This is a genomic window from Pseudomonas sp. E141, assembly GCF_052659885.1.
Genome location: NZ_CP084024.1, coordinates 4,109,477 through 4,130,557, shown reverse-complemented (window position 1 = coordinate 4,130,557; position 21,081 = coordinate 4,109,477). Strand labels below are relative to the sequence as shown.

Sequence of the window (21,081 nt, the reverse complement as noted above, 5' to 3'; positions counted from 1 at the left end):
GCCAGGCGTTCGGGCCGTGGTGAAGGGGGATGCTCCCGCTGGCTGCGAGGGAGTGTCAGATTTTTTGTGTGCGGGCCGGTAACGGCCTGCCGTTAGGCAGACCTTCATTTACCACGTCGGCCTGATGAACCGATCCCCGTACAGGATCGCGAACTGATTCATCGCACTTTTCCAATCATGGGCCGCACTGCCCCAGTTTGCTGTGATATTGCGCAAGCCCAGCCAGATCAGCTTCGTGGCAGCATCATCGGTTGGAAAGTGTCCCCTCGTTTTGATGATCTTTCGCAGTTGAGCGTTGATGCTCTCGATTGCGTTGGTCGTGTAAATCACTTTCCGGATGGCGGGTGGGAAGACAAAAAACGGGATAACTCGATCCCAGGCGCGTCGCCAGGCAGCCACGACGGTCGGGTACTGCTTGCCCCACGGCCCGGTTTCGAATGAGTCCAGAGCCACTTCGGCGGCCTCGGCGTTGATCGCTTGATAGATCGGCTTGAGAGCCTTGGCCAGCTCCCGACGTTTGTCCCAGGCTGCATAGTCGAGGCTGTTGCGGATCAGATGCACGATGCAGGTTTGCAACGTCGTCTCAGGAAACACCGCGCTCAGGGCTTCTGGCATGCCTTTGAGGCCATCGGTCACGGCAATCAACACGTCTTCGACGCCGCGTGTCTTGAGGTCATTGAAGACCTTCATCCAGAACTTGGCGCCTTCCGTTGTCTCGATCCAGATGCCCAAGATATCGCGGGTTCCGTCCGGTAGTACGCCCAAGGCCAAGTAGATTGCCTTATTGCGGACCAGACCTTCTTCCCTGATTTTGACCCGCAGCGCGTCGAAGAAGATGACCGGGTACATCGGCTCAAGCGGTCGTTGCTGCCAAGCGCCGATCTCTTCCATCACCGCGTCGGTGACTGAGCTGATGAAGTCGTGCGAGACATCCGTACCGTACTGTTCCAAGAGAAATGCGCGAATCTCGCGAACCGTCATGCCCCGAGCGTACATGGCGATGATCTTGTCATCGAAACCGGTAAAGCGCCGCTCATGCTTGGGAATCAGAATCGGCGCAAAGCTGCCATCGCGATCTCGGGGAATCTCCAGACGAAGCGGACCGTCGTCTGTCAAAACGGTCTTGCCACTTTTACCGTTGCGCTGGTTATTAGACTCCTCAGGGCGCTCCGCGCCCTGAGGATAGCCAAGATGGTGGCCCAGCTCTGCGCCAAGGGCTCGCTCGATAAGCGCCTTCTTGAAGGCCATCGACGCATCCTGAATCGCCTCGGCAGTCATTGGGCCTTTGACGAACTGATCAATCAGCTCCTTCGGGATCGAAGGAAGCTCGGTTTTGGCCTCCAAGGCCGTCTTCTTTTTGGTTGGCATACATGCACCTCTTCAGCATGTTATGCCCGAACACAAAATTTCTGACAGTCCCGGCTGCGAAGCGGCCCTAAAACAGCCTACTCGATCAACCAGGCACACCGAGGTGTGTGCAGAAGGGGGCTGCTGCGCAGTCCAGCGGGAGCAAGCTCCCTCGCCACAGGGGTTATCGCCAGGCGTTCAGGCCAATGCGGGACTCACTCACACCGACAACCCCACCACAGCCTCCCGCCCAGCCAAACCATCAACCAAGTACACGCTCCCCCCCAAAATCTCCTTGGCATGATGCTTGGCCTGCGAAGCCAGTTCCGCCAACTGGCTGGCATCCAGTTCCCCACAGGCTTCAGCCCGCAAATGCACCACCCCAATCGACAGCGACAGCAAGGCAAATTCCTGTCGAACGCCCTGCCGATTCAGCGCGGTGAAGCAGCCGGCTTCCAGATGCTCGGGGCGGTAGAAGCGGCGGCAGTGGGTCTGGAAGTCGCTCAGTAATTGATTCAGGCGTTTGCGCCAGTCTTCCGGACCGAGGACCAGCAGGAAGTCGTCGCCGCCGATGTGACCGACGAAGTCGCGGCTGGGATCGATGCGTTCGTTCAGGCATTGGGCCAGGCACAGCAGGACTTCATCGCCGCGGCCGTAGCCGTAGATGTCGTTGAAGGGTTTGAAGCTGTCGATGTCCACGTAGCAGATCACTGATTCCTGTCGTTGTTGCAGCAGGCGTGTCAGGCATTGTTGGATCGGCACGTTACCCGGCAGCAGGGTCAGCGGGTTGGCGTAGCGGGCCTGTTGGATTTTCAGTTCGGTGATGAGCTTGAGCACGTCGATCACCCGGCCCAAGCCCAGGTAACTGCCGTTGAGGGTGATGATGAAGTCTTCTTCGATGCGTTGTCGGGCGCGGCTGGTGATGAGGCGGCTAACCTGTTGCAACGATTGGTTCAGTTCCACCGCCAGGAAGTCATCGCTCATCAGGCGGCTGATGGGTTTGCGGGCGAACAGGTCGGTGGCGAAGGGTTTGAGCAAGGCATCCGAAAGGGAGTGACGATGGACGATGCCGCAGGGCTGGTCCTGATCGTCCAGTACCGCCAGGGAGTTGAGGTTGGCCTGGCGTCGAAACGCCTCCAGCACGGTGGCCGTCGGCGTGTCGTGGGCCACCGCCGGTTGTTCGTTGAGCAGCGCCCCGAGGTCGTTGACTTCGTCGGTCAATGCCACCGCGCCGGCGTCCTGCCGGGGCATCAGCGCCCTGGCGTCACGGGAGGGCTGCTCCTGTGGGCGAGCGAGCAGATAACCCTGAACCAGGTCGACTCCCATCTCTATCAATACCGCCAGTTCTTCCGGCAGTTCGATTCCCTCGGCAATCACCTGGGCGCGGGAAGCCCGGGCGATTTTCAGGATCGAGCCGACAAATTCGCGCTTGAGGGCGTCCTGGTGAATACCGTCGATGAAGTGCCGGTCGATCTTCACATAATCGGGGCGCAATTCGGACCACAGCCGCAGGCTCGAATACCCGGCGCCCAGATCGTCCAGAGCGATGGAGAAACCCATGGCCCGATAATGATGCAGGGCGGTTTGCAGGAGTTGGAAGTCGTCGATCGGCGTTTGTTCGGTCAGTTCGATCACCACCTGACTGGGCGGGATGCCGAAATCTTGCAGCAGTTGCAAAGTGCGTCCGGTCTGGTGGGCGGCTTCGAGCAGGGATTCGGGCGAGACGTTGAGGAACAGCTTGCCCGGCAGTTTCTGCTCATTGAAACGTTGGCAGGCGCTGCGTCGGCAGGCCAGTTCCAGCTCACTGAGGCGTCCGGCCTGGCGGGCCACGGAAAGCAGGGCGATGGGCGAGTGCAGCGGGCTGTTGGACGGGCCCCGGGTCAGGGCTTCATAACCGACGATGCGCCGTTCGGAAAGGCAAATGATGGGTTGGAACAGGCTGTGTAAACCGCTTTGAGCCAGGATCGAACTCAAGGCACTCAGCTGTTCTGTCGTGGTCATGGCAATCTCTGGCGATAAAAAAAGGACTGGGCGCCACCCGTTCAAGGGGGCGCCCAGTCCTGTATTTCACGACAGAATGATGTCAGTTTGATGACGCTCCGGGGAGCGTCAGCATTAAATGGCCATCATGTCAGTGCTTGGCAATCGCCGTGTTGAGTTTCAGGTAATCGATGAGGATACGACCGGTCTCGCTCAGGTAGGCATCGTCTTCCGGTTTGGTTTTTTCCGGCTCGGCGATCAGGTCTTCATCCTCTTTCTTCAGTTCCTTGAGCGGCTCTTCACCCTTGGCCTTGCGTCGCAGGTTTTCCATGGTCAGTTGCTTGGCTTCGATGTCGGCATGCTGTGCGCGACGCTCGGCTTCGTTGAGGGTGACGGTTTTCTCCAGCATCAACTTCTGCGCCAAAGCCAGCTTGTCGCGAATGAAGACAAACTCCGCGTCCTGGGACGTGCGAGCGTCATGATCGGACTTGAGTTGCGCCAGGAATGGCTTGAACGGATCCACGGCCGGCTTGATCGCAGGCCGGATGGTGTCCCACGGCATGGCCTCGGGCAGGGCGCTTTCACCGATTTCCTTGGTGTCGATGATCGACGGGTAATCGATGTCCGGCAGCACACCCTGGTGCTGGGTGCTCTGGCCGGAAACCCGGTAGAACTTGGCCAGGGTCAGCTTCAGTTCGCCATGGTTGAGCGGCTGGATGGTCTGCACGGTGCCTTTGCCGAAGGTCTGGCCGCCGATGATCAGTGCCCGGTGATAGTCCTGCATGGCGCCAGCGAAGATCTCCGAGGCCGATGCCGACAGACGGTTGACCAGCAGGGCCATCGGGCCTTTGTAGAACGCCCCCGGATTTTCATCCTCGAGCACATCCACGCGGCCATCGGCGTTACGCACGAGCACGGTCGGGCCCTTGTCGATGAACAGGCTGGTCAGTTCCGTAGCTTCCTGGAGGGAGCCGCCGCCGTTGTTGCGCAAGTCGATGACGACACCGTCGACTTTTTCCTTCTGCAACTCGGTCAGCAGCTTCTTCACATCGCGCGTGGTGCTCTTGTAGTTCGGATCACCGGCGCGGAAGGCCTTGAAGTCCAGATAGAAAGCCGGGATCTCGATCACACCGAGCTTGTAGTCCTTGCCATCCTGTTTCAGTTTGAGGACGGATTTTTTTGCAGCCTGCTCTTCCAGCTTCACCGCTTCACGGGTGATGGCCACGACTTTGCTGGTCTGGTCGTTCGGCGCATTGCTGGCCGGGATGACTTCCAGGCGCACCACCGAGCCTTTCGGGCCGCGGATCAGCTTGACCACTTCGTCCAGGCGCCAGCCGACCACGTCGACCATTTCCTTGTTGCCCTGGGCGACACCAATGATCTTGTCCGCCGGGCCGACCTGTTTAGTCTTGTCGGCAGGTCCTGCCGGCACCAGGCGCACGATCTTCACTTGATCGTTGTCGCTCTGCAGCACCGCGCCGATGCCTTCCAGGGACAGGCTCATGTTGATGTCGAAGTTTTCCGCATTGTCGGGCGACAGATAATTGGTGTGCGGGTCGTAGGACATGGCGAAGGTATTGATGTACGCCTGGAAGATATCTTCGGCGCGAGTCTGGTCCAGACGGGCCAGTTGGTTCTTGTAGCGTTTGGTCAAGGTTTCCTGGATCTGCTTGGAGTCCTTGCCGGCGATCTTCATGCGCAGCACTTCGTCCTTGACGCGTTTGCGCCACAGGTCGTCAAGTTCAGCGGTGCTTCTGAGCCAGGCGGCGTCCTTGCGATCCACCTGCAAGGTTTCCTTGGTATTGAAGTCGATCTTGTCGACGCCTTTGTTCAACTCGGCAAGGGTGTAATCCAGACGCGCCTTCACGCGATCCAGGTAGCGCTTGTAGATGATGAACCCGGCGTTCAGGTCGCCGCTCTTGAGGAAATCGTCGAACTGGGTTTTCCACTTGTCGAATTCAGCGATGTCGCTGGCCAGGAAATAGCTGCGCGAGGGATCAAGCAGCTTCAGGTAGCTGTCGTAGATGATGACCGAGCGCGCGTCATCGAGCGGCGGCTTGCTGTAATGATGGCGCTTGAGCAATTCAACGACGTTGAGGCTGGCAATCACCTCGTCGCGATCGGGCTGAAGCTTGTCCCAGCTATTGGCTGCGAACGTATCGCTCGACAGCGGCAACAGACCGAGGCCAATGACAAGCGCGAGGGCGGTGCTGGGGAACAGGTGCTTCATGCTGATTCGACGCAGGGACAATTGATAACGCATATTAGGCCGTCTTTGAAGTCGCCGGTTCCATGTGGCCCGGGCGCATAATGCAAGAAAGCCCGGCGTTACAGCAGCGGGCCCAGTCGAGACTCACTATGGAGGCACCGTGAAAGCATTGCAAGGCGTTGAAGGCCAAGTGGTATGGGCAGATGAGCCAAGTCCGACGTGTGATGTAGGGCAAGTCCGCATCCGTGTGGCGGCCGCCGGTCTGAATCGAGCCGATTTGTTACAAAAGGCCGGACATTATCCGCCGCCGCCCGGTGCCAGTCAGGTGCTGGGCCTGGAGTGCTCCGGGGTGATCAGCGAGGTCGGAGCGGGCTCCTCGTGGCAGATTGGCGATCGCGTTTGCGCCCTGCTGGCCGGCGGCGGGATGGCCGAAGAGGTGGTGGTCGATGGCCGGCATGTCCTGCCTGTGCCCGAAGGGTTATCCCTGGCTGAGGCGGCCGCGCTGCCTGAGGTTTACAGCACCGCGTGGCTCAATCTGTTTCAGCTGGCTGCACTCAAACCGGGGGAAAAGGTGCTGCTGCACGCCGGGGCCAGTGGTGTCGGTTCGGCCGCGATCCAGTTGTGCAAGGCCTTTGGCAACCCGTGCTGGGTCAGCGTCGGTTCGGCTGATCGTCTGAGTTATTGCGAGGCGCTGGGGGCCCAGGGCGGTGTGATACGCACCGATGGCCTCGAGAGCCTGAACGACTTCGCCCCCTTCGATGTGATCCTCGATCCGGTGGGCGCGAACTACGCTGCGTTGAACGTGAAACTTTTGTCAGTTGACGGCCGTTGGGTGTTGATCGGCCTGATGGGCGGGCGCTCGACCGAACTCGATCTGGCGCAGGTACTGGGCAAGCGTATCCAATTGCTCGGCTCGACCTTGCGCAGTCGTGACGATCAGTTCAAGGCCGACCTGATCAGTGAACTGGGGCACCAGGTGTGGCCGCTGTTCACTGACAAACGCCTGAGCCCGCAACTGGCTAGGACCTTTGCGATCAAGGATGCCGAAGCGGCGTTCGCGGAGCTGGCGACCAATAAGGTGTCTGGGAAGTTGGTGTTGGTGATCGATGAGAGCCTGAGCTGACTCCCGGAGCCGGGTGCGGACCAGTGGGAGCGAGCCTGCTCGCGATGGCGGTGTGTGGCATTCAGCGTGGACACCGCCAGCCCAGTCCCGGTAGGTGCTTTGTCGCTTGCACTTTCATTGTCCGATAAACGGCCCCTGCTTACCCCTGCAAACTGTCATTCCTGACAGTAGACGCAACGCCCCATCCGCCCGTTAATAACCCCACGGTTGTAGGCCACGCCCCCTCTGCGGCGAGCACCCGACGCAAGGGTATTTCCATGAAAAAGTCTGCTGACCCTGCCGCATCAGGCAATGACAACTTATTGCGCCTTGATCCGCTGCACATCCCCAACATGGCCCCTGCGTTCGAAGACTACGCCGGCGGCATCGGGGTCGGGCTGGTCGAGGATGGGTTGAAATGCTACGTCGATATCTGGTTCCCCAACGGCGACGGCGACGCGATTGCCTTCTACTGGGACGATGCACAAACCCCGGTCTGGAACCACACCATCGATGACAATCCCCCTGATCGGCTGCCGATTCAGCTCAACAGGGGGCTTGTCCGGGAAGGCGATGTCGACCCGGTGTTCTACAGCGTGACCCGTCCCTCGCAAACTCCCGTGGACTCGCCACGGCAGAAGTTTCTGGTCAAGCTTAATCGCCCCGGCGGCTATGACGATCAGCCGTCAATCCCCGGCCATTCCGGGCTGCGCTATGAGGTGCCCCAGGAGATTATCGACAACGGTGTCGGCCCCAGCGAAGCCGACGCCGGGGTGGACATCACCATCTTTCACTATGAACACATGCGCAAGAACGACCGTATTCGCCTGGCCTGGGGGCGAGCGACGGTGGAGCACCTTGTCCAGCCGGACGAGGTGGACACGGATATCACCATTCATGTCGACAGAGCGACGATCGAGGCTGGTCGTGAGGGGCAGGTCACCATCGCTTATCAGGTGGTGGATGTCTGCAACAACTACCCTGATGAACGCGCGCCCTGGTCTGCCGATACCACTGTGGTGGTCGATCTGAACGGTAATCGCCTCGACGCGCCGCAGGTGCTGGTCAATGGTATCCCCACCCAGACGATCGACCTCGAACAACTGGCCGGCGCCGATGTCATTTGCCGGGTGTACACCAGCCCAACCGACTATCTGGTGGGCGATACCTTGCGCCTGACCTGGGTCGGCACGCCTGCACAGGGTGATTCCCAGGTCATCGTCGGGCCGCTCGACAAAACCGTCGAGTACGTGCCGTTTCCATACGACTTTTCGATCCCCAATGAAGACGTGGTCGCCATCGCCAAAGGCCGGGCCTCAGTGTCCTACGTTCGGATCAGAAATGGCGAAGCGGATCGTCCATCGAACAATGCTTCCGTGACGGTCGTCGGCGACATCCAGCAGCCGGCCAGACCCGACATTATCGAGGCGACGGGCAGTGCCCTGGACCCGGACCTGAATTTCTACACCGTCTCAATCCCCTATTACCCAGGTCGCCAGCCCGGCGATCATCTCTACATCCTGTTTGAAGGCCTTGATGCCAGTAACGGCTCGACCAGCTTCGACGATAACGCCTACGTCGGCTCGGAGGCGGATGGCGATCCGGTTCTGCGCAACGTGAACAAGGCCGAAATCAAGAAACTCGATGGCGGCTCGCTCACGGTTTATTACTGGATCAACAGCCAACGCAAATCCTTGGAGCTGCAACTGGCCGTGGGCAGCGGGCAAGCGGAAATGGTAAAGCCCAACGTTATCGAGGCCGACAGCAACGATGTGCTGGACCCCGAGAAGGTGAATCCCAATGTGGGGGCCAATGTCATTGTTACTTTCACCGACACCGTGCCCGATGACATTATCGGGCTGCGCTGGAGAGGCTCGCGCATCAGTGCGCCGGTTGACGAGCGGCCGCTCAATGCCAACTCAGCGGGAGCCCCGGTGCCGTTCACCGTGGCTTACCGTTATGTGCTCGACAACTTGAACGGCACGGTGGACGTCGACTATTACCTCAAGCGCGGCGCAGAAGTGCCGCGTTACTCGCGGGTGCGTTCGCTGACCATCGGGGCGGCCATGAACCTGTCGGCGCCGAGCGTCAAGGAGGCCACGGGCATTGCGCCAAGTCAGCAATTGAACCCGGTGGCGGGCAAGGACAAGCTGACCGTGGTGATACCGGATTACGGGGTGCAGCCGGGCGATCAAGTCAGCGTGACCTGGGCGGGCACTGCCGGGGGCGGGTCCTACACCTCTCCTATGGAGGTGCTGTCCCCCGATAGGGAGATATCTATGCCAGTTTCAGTGATTGGCTACAATCTGAATAGAACAGTAACCATCACCTACAGGATTCGAAACAACGTCGAATCCGACCCTTCCAGTCCTCTCACCCTGAGAGTGCAGAGCATCCCTGAATCCGAACTGCCACCCTTGGTGATTCTGCAGGCCAGCACAGACCAGGTGGACGTTCACGGCATCGTGACCTTTCGAGTCGACGCTTGGCCGTTCTATCGGCAGGGTGATCGGGTGTGGCTGACATTGGAAAGTGACAACCCGAATGGGACGACCGATAAATTGTCCATTTGGACCGCTTCACCGATTACTGCCGCAGAATTTAACCGGAAATACCTGCAACGAGTAATTACCGACACGGCTGCTCATGCGGCATGGTTGCGGGCGCTGCCGGGCGGGAGGGAAGTACGGGTGGTGTTCAAGGTCGTGTTCGGTGGAGGATCCAACGAAGCGGATGCGCAGGTATTTCCAGTGTTGAAAATCGGTGTTGTGCCGCAGCCTCAATGGCCACGAAGTAAAATGAGCTATCTCAGTTGGCAGAATATGGCCGCCACCGAAACCTTGCATGTACCGACATGGGCCTTCGCTAAACAAGGTCAGCAAGTGTGGCTGACATTGGAGGGGCGCACAGGCCTGGGGGGCTCTCATAATTTGCCGATCGATAACGGTACGACGATTACAGCCACAGAAGCCAGATCAGGATTGAATCGCGCGATCCAAAAAAGCTATTTCGATCAACTGGGACATGACACCACGCTAAGGGTGGTCGGTCAAATCAGCCTGGATGGGGGAGTGACACGGGTGAATCTTCGGCCTCTGGAGGTGATGTTCACCCAGTATTTCCTGCTGGCGGCCAAACGCATGGACGGCGATGAGAGAGGGCGATTTGTTCCAGATGTGCCCGGAACCTTCGCATTTATCATGCCATCGGCAGAAATGGGCCCCACTGCATTGCGATGGGGAGGAGTAGGGTTCACGAACTTGAGTATTCCAGTTACCAACAGTCAGGGGACCGTTAGAAATGTTGTAGTGAGAGGTCAGCGATCGATGGGCGATGGGGGCCATGGTCCGTTTAATAACGCTGCAGGTGTAGCCGGTGGTGGGAGTACATTCATGCATCTTGACTTTGTGATGCAGGACAACAGCACCCTGCCAACGGGTAGCTATAAGGGGACCTTTCGAGCGATTTTGAAAGGCTACAATACACCCTCGTTCACACAAGATGTTTGGGTTCAGGTCCTCATCGAAAAGTAATGCGGCTCTAAACAAGCCCGGTGCGGTGCGCCGGGCAAATCCAATGACTGCAAAATAACTCCGCATGACCCACAAATATATCGGCTCAGTAAAAACCGCATGCCCCTGCAGGCTTGACTGGTTCCATTATCGCTATCGCCGGTGGCTCCACATCTGACTGGCGAACCCAGGCAAACCGACCTTTGGTCGGCAGCCCATAGCCGATGCGCGCACCCTGCTAGCGTTAATTAATGGAGGGATGGGGGTAACCGCAGCTTTCATTTCACCCACCAGGTGAAGAGGTTGATCATGACCATCGCCGAATGGCGTATGCAGGGCGTCGAATTCATTGCCTGCAACTGCAATTGGGGCTGTCCCTGTCAATTCGATGCGCCACCGACCCATGGCCACTGCCACGCGGTGGCGTCGATGCGGGTGGAACACGGGTATTTCAATCAAGTGGCACTGGGAGGCTTGTGTTGGGCCGCCACCTTCGCTTGGCCGGGCGCCATCCATGAGGGCAACGGCAGTTGTCAGGTGTTCATCGATGAACGCGCCGACGAGGCGCAACGCCAAGCCCTGCTGACCATCCTCTCTGGTCTGGAGAGCGACCCCGGGGCCAACGTGTTTCAGGTGTTCAGCAGCACCATGAGTGAAATGTTCGAACCGCAGTTCGTGCCCATCACCCTGTCCATCGATGTCGATCAGCGTTTGGCGCACCTGGACATTCCCGGCGTATTGCAGGCCAGCGGCGAGCCGATCCGCAGCCCGATCGACGGTTCACCTCATCGAGTCCGCCTGTCCCTGCCCAACGGCTTCGAGTTCCTTGAGGCTGAAGTGGCCAGCGGCAGCTACCAGACGCATTCAGCCCTCAAGCTTCAATCCCAGGACAGCCATAGCCACCTCGCCCACGTGCATTTCACCGGTCATGGCATAGAGCCGTAAAGATGGCAGAACCCCAGGCGGCGGCGCAGAGCAAGCGACTGACAGGCGAGCAGTTGTTGTTCCTGCTCTGCCTGCTCGCGCTGACCGCCTTGGCCTGGCTGGTACTGCTGCAGATGGCCCGTGACATGAGTGCGCCGGGCGGCATGGCCGATGCGGCAATGGCCGGTATGCTCATGCCCTGGAGCCTGGGCGATGCGCTGCTGATGTTCGCCATGTGGGCGGTGATGATGATCGGCATGATGCTGCCCAGCGCCTTGCCCATGCTGCTGATCTACCAGCAGATGCTGCGCAAGCGTATGCCGGCACCGCAGCGACACCTGGCCCTGCTGCTGTTCTGCAGCGCCTATGGCCTGGTCTGGGTTGGTTTCGCCCTGGGCGCCACGGCGCTGCAATGGGCGCTCGAGCGGCTGGCCTTGCTCAGTCCGGGGATGCGCAGCAGCAGTACCGCGCTGGGCGCTGGCCTGCTGCTGGTCGCAGGCATCTATCAGTGGTCGCCAAGCAAGGCGGTCTGCCTTGAGCATTGTCGCGGGCCACTGCATTTTCTTCTGGGCTACTGGCGCCCCGGCGTGCTCGGCGGCTGGCGCATGGGACTGGCCCATGGCGCTTACTGCCTGGGCTGCTGCTGGGCCCTGATGGGCCTGCTGTTCGTGGTCGGCGTGATGAACCTGCTCTGGGTGGCAGTGATCGGTGCCTTCATCCTGCTGGAGAAGAACCTGCCGCAGGGACTCTGGCTCAGTCGTATCTGCGGTGTGTTGTTGCTCGGCTGGAGCCTGTGGCTGTTGCTGGGCTAGGCTAAACCTGTGTGGGAGCGAGCTTGCTCGCGATTGCGATGGATCAGCAGGCATTGATTTAACTGACACACCACAATCGCGAGCAGGCTCGCTCCCACAGGGGGGCTTATTTCCAGGTATGAATCGGCCACCCGGCCGATTCGGCATGGGCCTTCAACACCGCATCCGGGTTCACCACATGGGGATAATCCACCCGCTGTAGCAGCGGCAGGTCGTTGCGCGAGTCGGAATAGAAACTCGCGCCCTCAAGGTTTTCTTCCTCGGCATCCAGCCAGTCCAGCAGTCGTGCGATCTTGCCTTCGCGATAGGTCAGGGTGCCGACGGTCTTGCCGCTGTACACCCCATGACTCACCTCAAGCTCAATCGCCAGGATCTCATCGATGCCCAGGCGTTCGGCAATCGGCTTGACCAGGTGCGTGCCGGAGGCGGAGATCACCAGGATCCGGTCACCGGCCTTGCGGTGTTCGGCGATGGTTTTGGTGGCATCGCTGAAGATAATCGGTTCGATGAAGTCTTCCACCCACGGCGTCACCAGGTGTTCGATTTCTTCCGGGGTGCGGCCGATCATCGGTTCCAGGCTGAAGTCCATGTATTCTTCCATGCGCAGCTTGCCGTGGCTGTAGGCGTCCATCAGCTCATTGTTGCGACGCATGAACGACTCTGGATCGACCCAGCCCAGGCGCCCCATCTGCTCGCTCCAGAGGGTGGCGCAATCGCCGTGGATCAGGGTTTCGTCCAGATCAAAAATTGCCAGGGCCATCAGCGCGTTTCCCTTTTCAAAATCAACTTCAAAATCAATAAAGCCATCAGGCTACCTCACACAGCGCCGTCGAATCGATGGAAAGTGACAGTCGTGTGCCATCGGGGTGCAAATCGGCGGCGGAACGATTGAGCACGTCGACCACCAGCTCTACGCCGCGAGCCTCGACCCGGTAGCGGATCACGTTGCCCAGCAGGCTGTGGCTGCGGATCAGGGCATCGGGCTCGCCGCTGCGGCTCAGTTCAATGGCCTCCGGGCGAATGGCGATGCGACCGGTCACTGGCCGTTGCAGCAGTTTGCTGGCGCTGTCGGCGTCCAGCAGGTTGTAGTTGCCGATGAAGCCGGCGGCAAAGACATCGACCGGCGCAGTGTAAAGGGTTTCGGCATCGCCGCTTTGTACGATCTTTCCCTGGTTCATCAGGAAAATCCGGTCGGACATGGTCAGCGCTTCTTCCTGATCGTGTGTGACGAAGATCGTGGTCAGGCCCAGTTCGCGTTGTATCTGTCGGATCTGCTCGCGCAAATGTTTACGAATCCGTGCATCCAGGGCCGACAGCGGCTCGTCCAGCAGCAACAGGCGCGGACGGGTCACCAGGGAGCGGGCCAGGGCCACGCGCTGGCATTGGCCGCCGGAAAGTTGATGGGGGTAGCGAGCGGCGAAGTCGTGCAGCTCCACCAGCCGCAAAATCTCCAGTACCCGTTGGCGGCTGTCCTCGGTCGCAACCTTTTGCATGCGCAGGCCGAAGGCGACGTTCTGTTCCACGGTCATGTTGGGAAACAAGGCGTAGCTCTGGAACACCATGCCGATCCCGCGTTTCTGCGGGCTCAGCGGGACGATGTCCTGGCCGTCCAGCAGGATCTGCCCGGCATCCACCGCGGTCAGGCCGGCAATGCAGCGCAGCAGTGTGGACTTGCCGCAGCCGGAAGGGCCGAGGAGGGTGACGAACTCGCCCTTGTGGATTTCGCAATTGATGTCGCTGAACACCGGTGTGCCGGCATAGCTTTTTTGCAGGTGTTGGACGCTGACGTAGCTCATTGGCTTTTGTCCTTGTTCAAGATGTTGGCCGCCCAGGTCAGGACCAGTACGAAGAAGAAGTAGGAAATCACCAGCGCACTGGTGAAGTGACCGCTGCTGTTGCGCATGTTGTTCAGGTACACCTGCAGGGTTTCATAGCGAGTGCCGACGAGAATGTTGGCAAACACGAACTCACCGAACAGAAACGAGAAAGACAGCAGCAGCGCCACCATCAAGCCCTTGCGCAAGTTCGGCAGTACCACCAGCAAAGCCGCCTGGAACGTGCTGGCGCCGAGCAGTTGGGCGGCGTCCATGAGGTCGCGCAGGTTGATGGCTTGCAGGTTGTTGGTGATCGCCCGATACATGAATGGCAGGGCAACGGTGAAGTAGCAACCGATCAGGATCCACGGCGTGCCCACCATCGCCAGCGGCCCGGAACCGTAGAGTTGCAACAGCCCCACTGAAGACACCACCGGCGGCACCGCGAAGGGCAGCAGGATGAGGATGTTCATCAGTGCGTCGAGCTTTGGAAAGTGGTAATGCACCACAAACAGCAGGGGCAGGATCAACACCACGGACAGCACCAGCGCCCCGACGCAGACGATCAGCGATTGGCCGAAGGCGTTGAGAAAGCGCGGATCGCTCCACAGCTGCACGTACCACTTGAAGGTGAAACCGCTGGGCAGCACGGTGGCCGACCAACTGCTGGCGATGGAGTAGATCAGCGTGCCGGCCAGGGGCAACAGCAGGATGGCGAACAGCAAATACACCACCAGCCGATGATAGAGCCCGGCAGAGCTCGATTCAGCGCGAGACATGGTAGCTCCTCTTGAGCAGCAACTGATGGACGACGGTCACCAGGGTCATCAGCGCCACCAGCACCACGGCCAGGGCGCTGGCCATGTTCGGGTCAAGGGAGATGTCCCCGGAGACCATGGCGGCGATGCGAATCGGCAGGACGTTGAAGTTACCGGTGGTCAGCGCATACACCGTGGCGTAGGCACCGAGCGCATTGGCCAGCAGGATCACGAACGTGCCCAGCAGCGCCGGCGTCAGCACCGGCAGGCCGATGTGCCGCCAGAACTGCCAGCCGTTGGCGCCCAGCAGCGCAGCGGATTCGCGCCAGTCCTCGCGCAGCGCGTCGAAGGCCGGGTAGAGCAGCAGTACGCCCAGGGGAATCTGGAAGTAGGTGTAGAGGATGATCAGCCCGGTTTTCGAGTACAGGTTGAAATCCTCAATGATCCCCGCCTGTTTGAGCATGATCGTGATGCTGCCGTTGAACCCCAGCAAAATGATGAAGGCGAAGGCCAGGGGCACGCCGGCGAAGTTGCTGGTCATGTTGGCGAAGGCGTTGACGAAGTTGCGCAGGCGCGAATCGACCCGACGCAGGGAATAGCTGCCGAGCACGGCGATGATGATGCCGAACACGCTGGACCAGAAACTGATTTCCAGGCTGTGCTGGATCGCTTGGCGGTAGAACTTCGAACTGAAAATCTTGCTGAAATTGGCCAGGCCCCAGCCGAACTCTTCCGATTCCAGGCTGTTGACCAGCACCCAAAGCAGCGGCGCGATCTGGAACACGATGAAGAAAATCGCGAAGGGCACCAGGCACAACGCTGCCAGCCATTTGCCGCGCGTCATGGCATTCACTTGAGCAACTCCTGGCAATAGGGTTTGTCGTGGGCAACGCCGAGCAACTGGCAAATGGTGCCGCACAGTTCAGTCTGTCGGGGTGCGGCGTCGGGGTTGAGGCTGAAGCCGTTGCCCAGCACAAACAGTGGCACTTCCCGTTCTTCAGCCAGCAGGCCGTTGTGGGAGCGGTCGTTGTTCATGCCGTGGTCGGATGTCACCAGCACCTGGTATCCGGCGTCGAGCCAGGCTTGCAGGTAAACCGCCAGGTTGATGTCGGCCGAGCGGGCGCTGTTGCGGTATTGCGGGGTGTCGAGGCCGTGCTTGTGGCCGGCATCGTCGATGTTCATGGGATGCACCAGCAAAAAATTCGGCAGGTAGCGCTGACGCAGGTGTTCGGCGTCGGCAAACAGATGAGAGTCGGGGTAGTGGTCATTCCAGTAGAAATGCCCGTATTGAATCGGCAGCTCGGGGTTGTCGGTATGACGATCGCGACCGGCCACGAACGGCGAAGCGTTGTACAGCTCGCTGACCCAGTGATAGGCCGCGGCTGCCGTACTCAAGCCGCCTGCGGTGGCGTAGTGGAAGATGCTGCGCTGGTTCGACAGGCGCGAGACATTGTTGTGCACGATCCCGCTGTCGAGGGGCACGACGCCGGTCAGAATGCATTCATAGAGCGGACGGGACAGGGCGGGCAGTTCACATTCCAGTGTGTAGAGCGCCGCGCGTCCTGCGCCGACATAGGCCTGCAAATGCCCCATGGCATGGCGGGCGACCTCGTAGTTGAGGCCGTCGAGCACCACCAGGATGACGTTGTGCTTCATGGGTAGCGGGACTCCGGACAGATACCAGGAAACTCGGATTCACCAGGGACCTGATGTGGAAGCCAGCTTCTGTGGGAGCCGAGCTTGCTCGCGATGAAGGCGACACGGTTCAACTGCAAGACCGTGTCATCGTTCATCGCGAGCAAGCTTTGCTCCCACAGTGCTCGCTCCCACAATTGGATCTCCAGTGGATTTCCGAGCGGGAGCTATTGCCTCACTCCATATTGATGATCACTTCTTCCTGCCACTTCTGCGGCAGTGTCTTGGAGGTTTTTTCCCACGCATCCGCATCCTTGATCGGGGTCACGCCTTTGTACTGTTCGTTGGGCAGCAACTTGGCCTTGACCTCTTCAGGCAAGGTCAGGTGCTCGGCGCGGATCGGACGGGCGTTGCCCTTGGCCAGGTTGATCTGGCCGGCATCGCTGAAGATGTACTCGCGAGCCAGTTTGGCGGCGTTCGGGTGCTTGGCGTATTTGTTGATGATGGTGGTGTAGCCGGAGATGACCGAGCCGTCGGATGGAATCAGTACGACGTAATCATCCGGGTTGGCCATCTTGGCCTTGTAGCTCAGGCCGTTGAAGTCCCAGACCACGCCGACTTCGACTTCACCTTTTTCCATGGTGGCGATGGTCGGGTTGGCCATGGACAGACGCCCTTGCTTGGCGATCTCGGCGAACATCAACAAGGCCGGTTGAACGTTTTTCTCGTTGCCGCCATTGGCCAGGGCCGCTGCCAGCACACCGTTGGCGGCTTGGGCGGCGGTGCTCACGTCACCAATGGAAACCTTGTATTTGCCGGTTTTCAGGTCGGCCCATTTGGTTGGCACTTCGGAGCCGTGCAACAGCTTCTTGTTGACGATGAAAGCAATGGTGCCGGTGTAGGCCAGGGCCCAGTTGCCGTCCTTGTCCTTGGCCCAGTCTGGAACCTGTTCCCAGGTGCTCGGTTTGTAGGGTTGAACCACGCCTTGCTTGACCGCGATCGGGCCGAAAGCTGCGCCGACGTCACCGATATCGGCGCTGGCGTTGTCTTTCTCGGCGGCGAACTTGGCGATTTCCTGGGCAGAGCTCATGTCGGTGTCGATGTGTTTCAAGCCATAGATTTTGGCCAGGTCATCCCAAGTGGCTTTCCAGTTCGCCCAGTCATCGGGCATGCCGACGCTGTTCACGGTGCCTTCCGCTTTCGCAGCGGCTTCCAGTGTTTTCAAATCGGTGTCAGCGGCCATGGCAACAGTGCACATGGCAATGGTCGAGCCTAACAGTGATGCCAGGAAAAACTGTTTCATCCGAAGCTCCTATGGGCGTTTTCAACGCTGCGATTGCGGTTGTGTTGGTCTAGGTCAGCAATACCTGAGCCAATGTAGGCGAGCCCTGTGACATTTTGATGTCGGTGCAGGAGATGCCGGCATGTGCCAGGCGGGGGCAAAGTGGCTGCCAACTAAGCGTAGACCATGGTTAACCGGCTGATCTGCAAGGAGTTGGCCGCTAACTTGCAGGGATGGCAATGAACCGTTCGGCGGTTCTGTCATCTACCAGTCATGTGCAGTGCCTAGGCTTGCAAGCATGAGAAACGGATGGATGTTCCATCGATTTCGCCCCGAAAGAGTGCTGGTCTAGTCCAGATAGGTAACGTTGATGCGCATCGAGACAACCAAAGCGGTGACAACCATCGGGCAAGTCCTGCAGGAGCAGCTCGACCATGGCTTGCTGGCGCCCGGTAGCAAGTTGCCGGCCGAGCGCAAGCTCAGTGAGTTGTTCGGCACTACACGCATCACTGTGCGCGAAGCGCTGTTACAGCTCGAAGCCCAGGGGCAGATCTATCGCGAGGAGCGCCGTGGTTGGTTTGTCTCGCCGCCACGCTTGGCCTATAACCTGATGCAGCGCAGCCATTTCCACGCCATGGTGACTGCCCAGGGGCGAGTGCCTTCCACTCAAGTGATCTCGGCCCGTCTGCAGCCGGCTTCGGCAGCAGTGTGTGCCTGGTTGCAATTGCCGGCACTGTCCAGTGTGATCCAGATCTGCCGCGTGCGGCGTATCGATGAGCGGCTGGTGCTGTATGTCGAGCACTACCTGAACCCGCAGTACTTCCCGGACATCCTCGAATTCGACCTCAATCAGTCCATCACCGAGTTGTACGCCCGTCATTACGACTTGCACTACGGCCGGGTGAAGTTCGAGATTGTGCCGACCTCGCTACAGCCTGAAGCGGCGGCGGCGTTGAAAGTCTCGGTTGGCAGCCCTGGCTTGCGGATTGCCCGGGTCAATTATGACCAGCATCAGCGGTTGATCGATTGTGACCTGGAGTTCTGGCGTCACGATGCGATTCACGTGGGGGTGGACGTGCCGGAGCAACCGTCGGCTGCCTGAGGTGAGGTCAGATCGATTCGTTGAGTTTGGCCAGGATCCTGAACACCACTGTGGCGAGGATCAACAACATGCCGATCCACATGGCAAACACCCCGACGTTCTTGTCTCGGAAGTTGAAGCCGATGGCCAGCAGGATCATGCCGGCGATGATGGGCACCAGCATGGCATTGAACGCAGACATCGGAATCATGGCGACGGCCTTGTCGGAGGGGATAAGGTCAGTCTAGTTGGGGTTTTGCCGGGGTGTGATGATGTATGTCATGGCCACCTCGAATCTTGAGGCGGACATCATTGTGGCGAGGGAGCTTGCTCCCGCTCCAGTGCGCAGCACTGGCAAACCTGCATTCAGTTGCAGGTAGGGGGCTGCTGCGCAGCCCAGCGGGAGCAAGCTCCCTCGCCACAGGGGTTAGCTGCAACGGCAGCTATGGCAACTCACGACAGGCATAAAACGCGCTCAACACTTTCACCAGGTGCGCCAGGTCATGACTGCCGCACAGCTCGCGGATCGAGTGCATGGCGAAGGTCGGCAAACCGATGTCCACCGTGCGTACACCCAACTGACTGGCGGTGATCGGGCCGATGGTCGAGCCGCAGCCCATGTCGCTGCGCACCACGAAGCTCTGCACCGGTACTTCCTCGGCCATGCACAGGTGACGGAAGAACCCGGCGGTTTCGCTGTTGGTGGCGTAGCGCTGGTTGGTGTTGACCTTGATCACGGGCCCTGCATTGAGTTTCGGGCCGTGGTTGGCGTCGTGTTTGTCGGCGTAGTTGGGGTGCACTCCGTGGGCGTTGTCCGCGGAAACCAGCAGGGATTTCTGGATGGTCCGTACGAACTCTTCACCTTCAGGCAGCAAACGACGCAGGGTTTGTTCCAGCATCGGACCATCGGCGCCACAGGCCGAGCAAGAGCCGACTTCCTCGTGGTCGTTGCACACCAGCACGCAGGTCTCTTCGGTGTCGGCGTTCAACAAGGCTTGCAGGCCGGCGTAGCACGACAGCAGATTGTCCAGGCGCGCGCCGGCAATGAAATCACCATGCAGGCCGATGAGCGCGGCGCTTTGGGTGTCGTAGAAACTCAGCTCGTAATCAAGCACCACGTCCGCATTCAGGCCGTGTTCGCGGGCCAGTTGATCGGTGAGCACGGCGCGGAAGTCGACGCGCTCGTCACCGGCGAACTGGGCGAGAATCGGTGGCAGCTCATTCTGTGGGTTGATCGCCCAGCCCTGGTTGGCTTCGCGATTGAGGTGGATGGCCAGGTTCGGAATCGTGGCGATCGGCGCCTTGAAATCGATCAGCTGGCTTTCGACCTTGCCATCGCGGCGGAAGGTCACGCGCCCGGCCAGGGACAAGTCGCGGTCAAACCACGGCGCCAGCAGCGCGCCGCCATAAACTTCCACGCCCAGTTGCCAGAACCCGTGGCGTTGCAGTTCCGGCTGGGGCTTGACCCGCAGGCAGGGGCTGTCGGTGTGGGCGCCAACCAGGCGGATGCCGTCGTGCAGCGGTGAGTTGCGGCCCAGCTTGAAAGCGATGATTGAAGAGTCGTTGCGCGTGACGTAGTAACGACCGTTGGCCTCGGTGGCCCAGGTCTCGCGTTCGTCAAGACGCTGATAACCCTCTGCCTCCAGACGTTGGGCAAGGCTGGCGGTGGCGTGGAACGGGGTGGGGGAGGCCTTGAGAAAGTCGATCAGGCCTTGGTTCAACTCTTCGCGCATAAATAACTCCAGACAGCAATGCGCGGGAGTTTACCGTATTGGGGGGCGATGGGGAGGGGAGAGGGGTAGGTATATGGGGAACTTGGGTTGTTGAACCCGTGGCGAGGGAGCTTGCTCCCGCTGGGCTGCGTAGCAGCCCCAACAGCGGCAACCCAACAAGCAGGCATGCCGAGGTGTCAGCCTTTAGGGCCGCTTCGCGCCCCAGCGGGAGCAAGCTCCCTCGCCACAGTGTCGGTGGCGTCTCTCAGAACGGCGCCGGGCACTCGAAGCGTAGGCGTTCGCCGCTTTGCGGGTGGGTGAAGCTGAGCATGCTGGCGTGCAGGCACAGCCGTGGCCACGCAGCGAGGGCCTGGGGATGGGCGTAGAGGCCGTCGCCCAGCAGCGGATGACCAATGGACAGCATGTGCACGCGCAACTGGTGCGAGCGTCCGGTAATCGGCGTCAGTTCGACCCGGCACCAGTCGCCGCAACGCTCCAGCACGCGCCAGAAGGTCAGGGCGTGCTTGCCCTGCTCATGATCCACCACGTGGCGCGGTTTGGTCGGCGGGTCGTAGCGCAGGGGCAGGTCGATGCTGCCACTGTCCAGCTCCGGTTGGCCCCAGCACAATGCTGTGTAGGCCTTTTCGGTTTCCCGGTCATGAAACTGCCGAGACAGTTCGCGATGGGTGTCCGGATCCCGGGCCAGCAGGATGATGCCAGAGGTTTCCCAGTCCAGCCGGTGCACGATTCGCGCTTCCGGATAGCCGTTTTCCTGCAGGCGGGTGATCAGGCAGTCTTTGTTGTCGTCGGCCCGGCCGGGCACGGACAGCAGCAGGGTCGGCTTGTCGACCACCAGGACGGCGGCGTCCTGATGGATGATGCGGATGTTGGACAGGGGCATTCAAACAGTCTC

Annotated in this window: 17 protein-coding genes; 5 read left to right on the top strand and 12 right to left on the bottom strand. The window is 59.9% G+C overall.

What is annotated here, in order from left to right; genetic code table 11:
- Positions 1-108: 108 nt before the first annotated feature.
- The 3 genes from GKKCFE_RS18455 to GKKCFE_RS18445 all read right to left on the bottom strand — a co-directional run bounded on the left by GKKCFE_RS18455 (position 109) and on the right by GKKCFE_RS18445 (position 5,557).
- Positions 109-1,368 (bottom strand): IS256 family transposase, encoded by a 1,260-nt coding sequence (locus GKKCFE_RS18455; protein WP_139051243.1) that lies wholly within the window; start codon positions 1,366-1,368, stop codon positions 109-111.
- A 198-nt stretch (positions 1,369-1,566) separates the two neighbouring features.
- Positions 1,567-3,348 (bottom strand): bifunctional diguanylate cyclase/phosphodiesterase, encoded by a 1,782-nt coding sequence (locus GKKCFE_RS18450; RefSeq protein WP_445576928.1) that lies wholly within the window; start codon positions 3,346-3,348, stop codon positions 1,567-1,569.
- Positions 3,349-3,478: 130 nt separating this feature from the next.
- Positions 3,479-5,557, bottom strand: a complete 2,079-nt coding sequence (locus tag GKKCFE_RS18445; protein ID WP_173407522.1) for a carboxy terminal-processing peptidase — start codon at positions 5,555-5,557, stop codon at positions 3,479-3,481.
- 139 nt (positions 5,558-5,696) lie between these two features.
- Between GKKCFE_RS18445 and GKKCFE_RS18440 the strand changes: the two genes are divergently transcribed.
- The 4 genes from GKKCFE_RS18440 (at position 5,697) to GKKCFE_RS18425 (ending at position 11,886) form a co-directional block, all read left to right on the top strand.
- Positions 5,697-6,659, top strand: coding sequence for a zinc-binding dehydrogenase (locus GKKCFE_RS18440; protein ID WP_139049396.1), 963 nt, complete (start codon positions 5,697-5,699; stop codon positions 6,657-6,659).
- 257 nt (positions 6,660-6,916) lie between these two features.
- Positions 6,917-10,171, top strand: a complete 3,255-nt coding sequence (locus tag GKKCFE_RS18435; RefSeq protein WP_445576927.1) for a hypothetical protein — start codon at positions 6,917-6,919, stop codon at positions 10,169-10,171.
- 288 nt (positions 10,172-10,459) lie between these two features.
- Positions 10,460-11,095 (top strand): DUF1326 domain-containing protein, encoded by a 636-nt coding sequence (locus GKKCFE_RS18430; RefSeq protein ID WP_139049403.1) that lies wholly within the window; start codon positions 10,460-10,462, stop codon positions 11,093-11,095.
- Between the two features lie 2 nt (positions 11,096-11,097).
- Positions 11,098-11,886, top strand: coding sequence for a DUF2182 domain-containing protein (locus GKKCFE_RS18425; RefSeq protein WP_316912073.1), 789 nt, complete (start codon positions 11,098-11,100; stop codon positions 11,884-11,886).
- Between the two features lie 106 nt (positions 11,887-11,992).
- On the opposite strand, the gene GKKCFE_RS18420 is transcribed toward GKKCFE_RS18425, so the two are convergent.
- From GKKCFE_RS18420 to GKKCFE_RS18395, 6 genes are all read right to left on the bottom strand, one after another.
- Positions 11,993-12,646, bottom strand: coding sequence for an HAD family hydrolase (locus GKKCFE_RS18420; RefSeq protein WP_107321754.1), 654 nt, complete (start codon positions 12,644-12,646; stop codon positions 11,993-11,995).
- A gap of 46 nt (positions 12,647-12,692) precedes the next feature.
- Positions 12,693-13,682, bottom strand: coding sequence for an ABC transporter ATP-binding protein (locus tag GKKCFE_RS18415; protein WP_047229650.1), 990 nt, complete (start codon positions 13,680-13,682; stop codon positions 12,693-12,695).
- Positions 13,679-14,479 carry an ABC transporter permease gene (locus tag GKKCFE_RS18410; RefSeq protein WP_047229649.1) on the bottom strand — a complete coding sequence of 267 codons (801 nt, stop codon included), beginning with the start codon at positions 14,477-14,479 and terminating at the stop codon, positions 13,679-13,681. Before GKKCFE_RS18410 ends, GKKCFE_RS18415 begins: the two co-directional genes overlap by 4 nt.
- Positions 14,466-15,302, bottom strand: a complete 837-nt coding sequence (locus GKKCFE_RS18405; RefSeq protein ID WP_160893164.1) for an ABC transporter permease — start codon at positions 15,300-15,302, stop codon at positions 14,466-14,468. Before GKKCFE_RS18405 ends, GKKCFE_RS18410 begins: the two co-directional genes overlap by 14 nt.
- Before the next feature lie 5 nt (positions 15,303-15,307).
- A complete protein-coding gene (locus GKKCFE_RS18400; RefSeq protein WP_047229647.1) occupies positions 15,308-16,114 on the bottom strand; it encodes an alkaline phosphatase family protein in 807 nt (268 codons plus the stop codon).
- A 214-nt stretch (positions 16,115-16,328) separates the two neighbouring features.
- Positions 16,329-17,396: an ABC transporter substrate-binding protein gene (locus GKKCFE_RS18395; protein WP_047229646.1), complete on the bottom strand. Its 1,068-nt coding sequence runs from the start codon at positions 17,394-17,396 to the stop codon at positions 16,329-16,331.
- 349 nt (positions 17,397-17,745) lie between these two features.
- Between GKKCFE_RS18395 and GKKCFE_RS18390 the strand changes: the two genes are divergently transcribed.
- On the top strand, positions 17,746-18,477 hold the full coding sequence (locus GKKCFE_RS18390) for a UTRA domain-containing protein (protein WP_047229645.1): 732 nt from the start codon (positions 17,746-17,748) through the stop codon (positions 18,475-18,477).
- Positions 18,478-18,484: 7 nt separating this feature from the next.
- On the opposite strand, the gene GKKCFE_RS18385 is transcribed toward GKKCFE_RS18390, so the two are convergent.
- The 3 genes from GKKCFE_RS18385 to GKKCFE_RS18375 all read right to left on the bottom strand — a co-directional run bounded on the left by GKKCFE_RS18385 (position 18,485) and on the right by GKKCFE_RS18375 (position 21,069).
- Positions 18,485-18,667: a hypothetical protein gene (locus GKKCFE_RS18385; RefSeq protein WP_047229644.1), complete on the bottom strand. Its 183-nt coding sequence runs from the start codon at positions 18,665-18,667 to the stop codon at positions 18,485-18,487.
- Positions 18,668-18,899: 232 nt separating this feature from the next.
- Complete coding sequence (locus tag GKKCFE_RS18380; protein WP_047229643.1) at positions 18,900-20,189, bottom strand: M18 family aminopeptidase; 1,290 nt, start codon at positions 20,187-20,189, stop codon at positions 18,900-18,902.
- 244 nt (positions 20,190-20,433) lie between these two features.
- Positions 20,434-21,069 (bottom strand): RluA family pseudouridine synthase, encoded by a 636-nt coding sequence (locus GKKCFE_RS18375; protein ID WP_018612476.1) that lies wholly within the window; start codon positions 21,067-21,069, stop codon positions 20,434-20,436.
- Positions 21,070-21,081 lie beyond the last annotated feature (12 nt).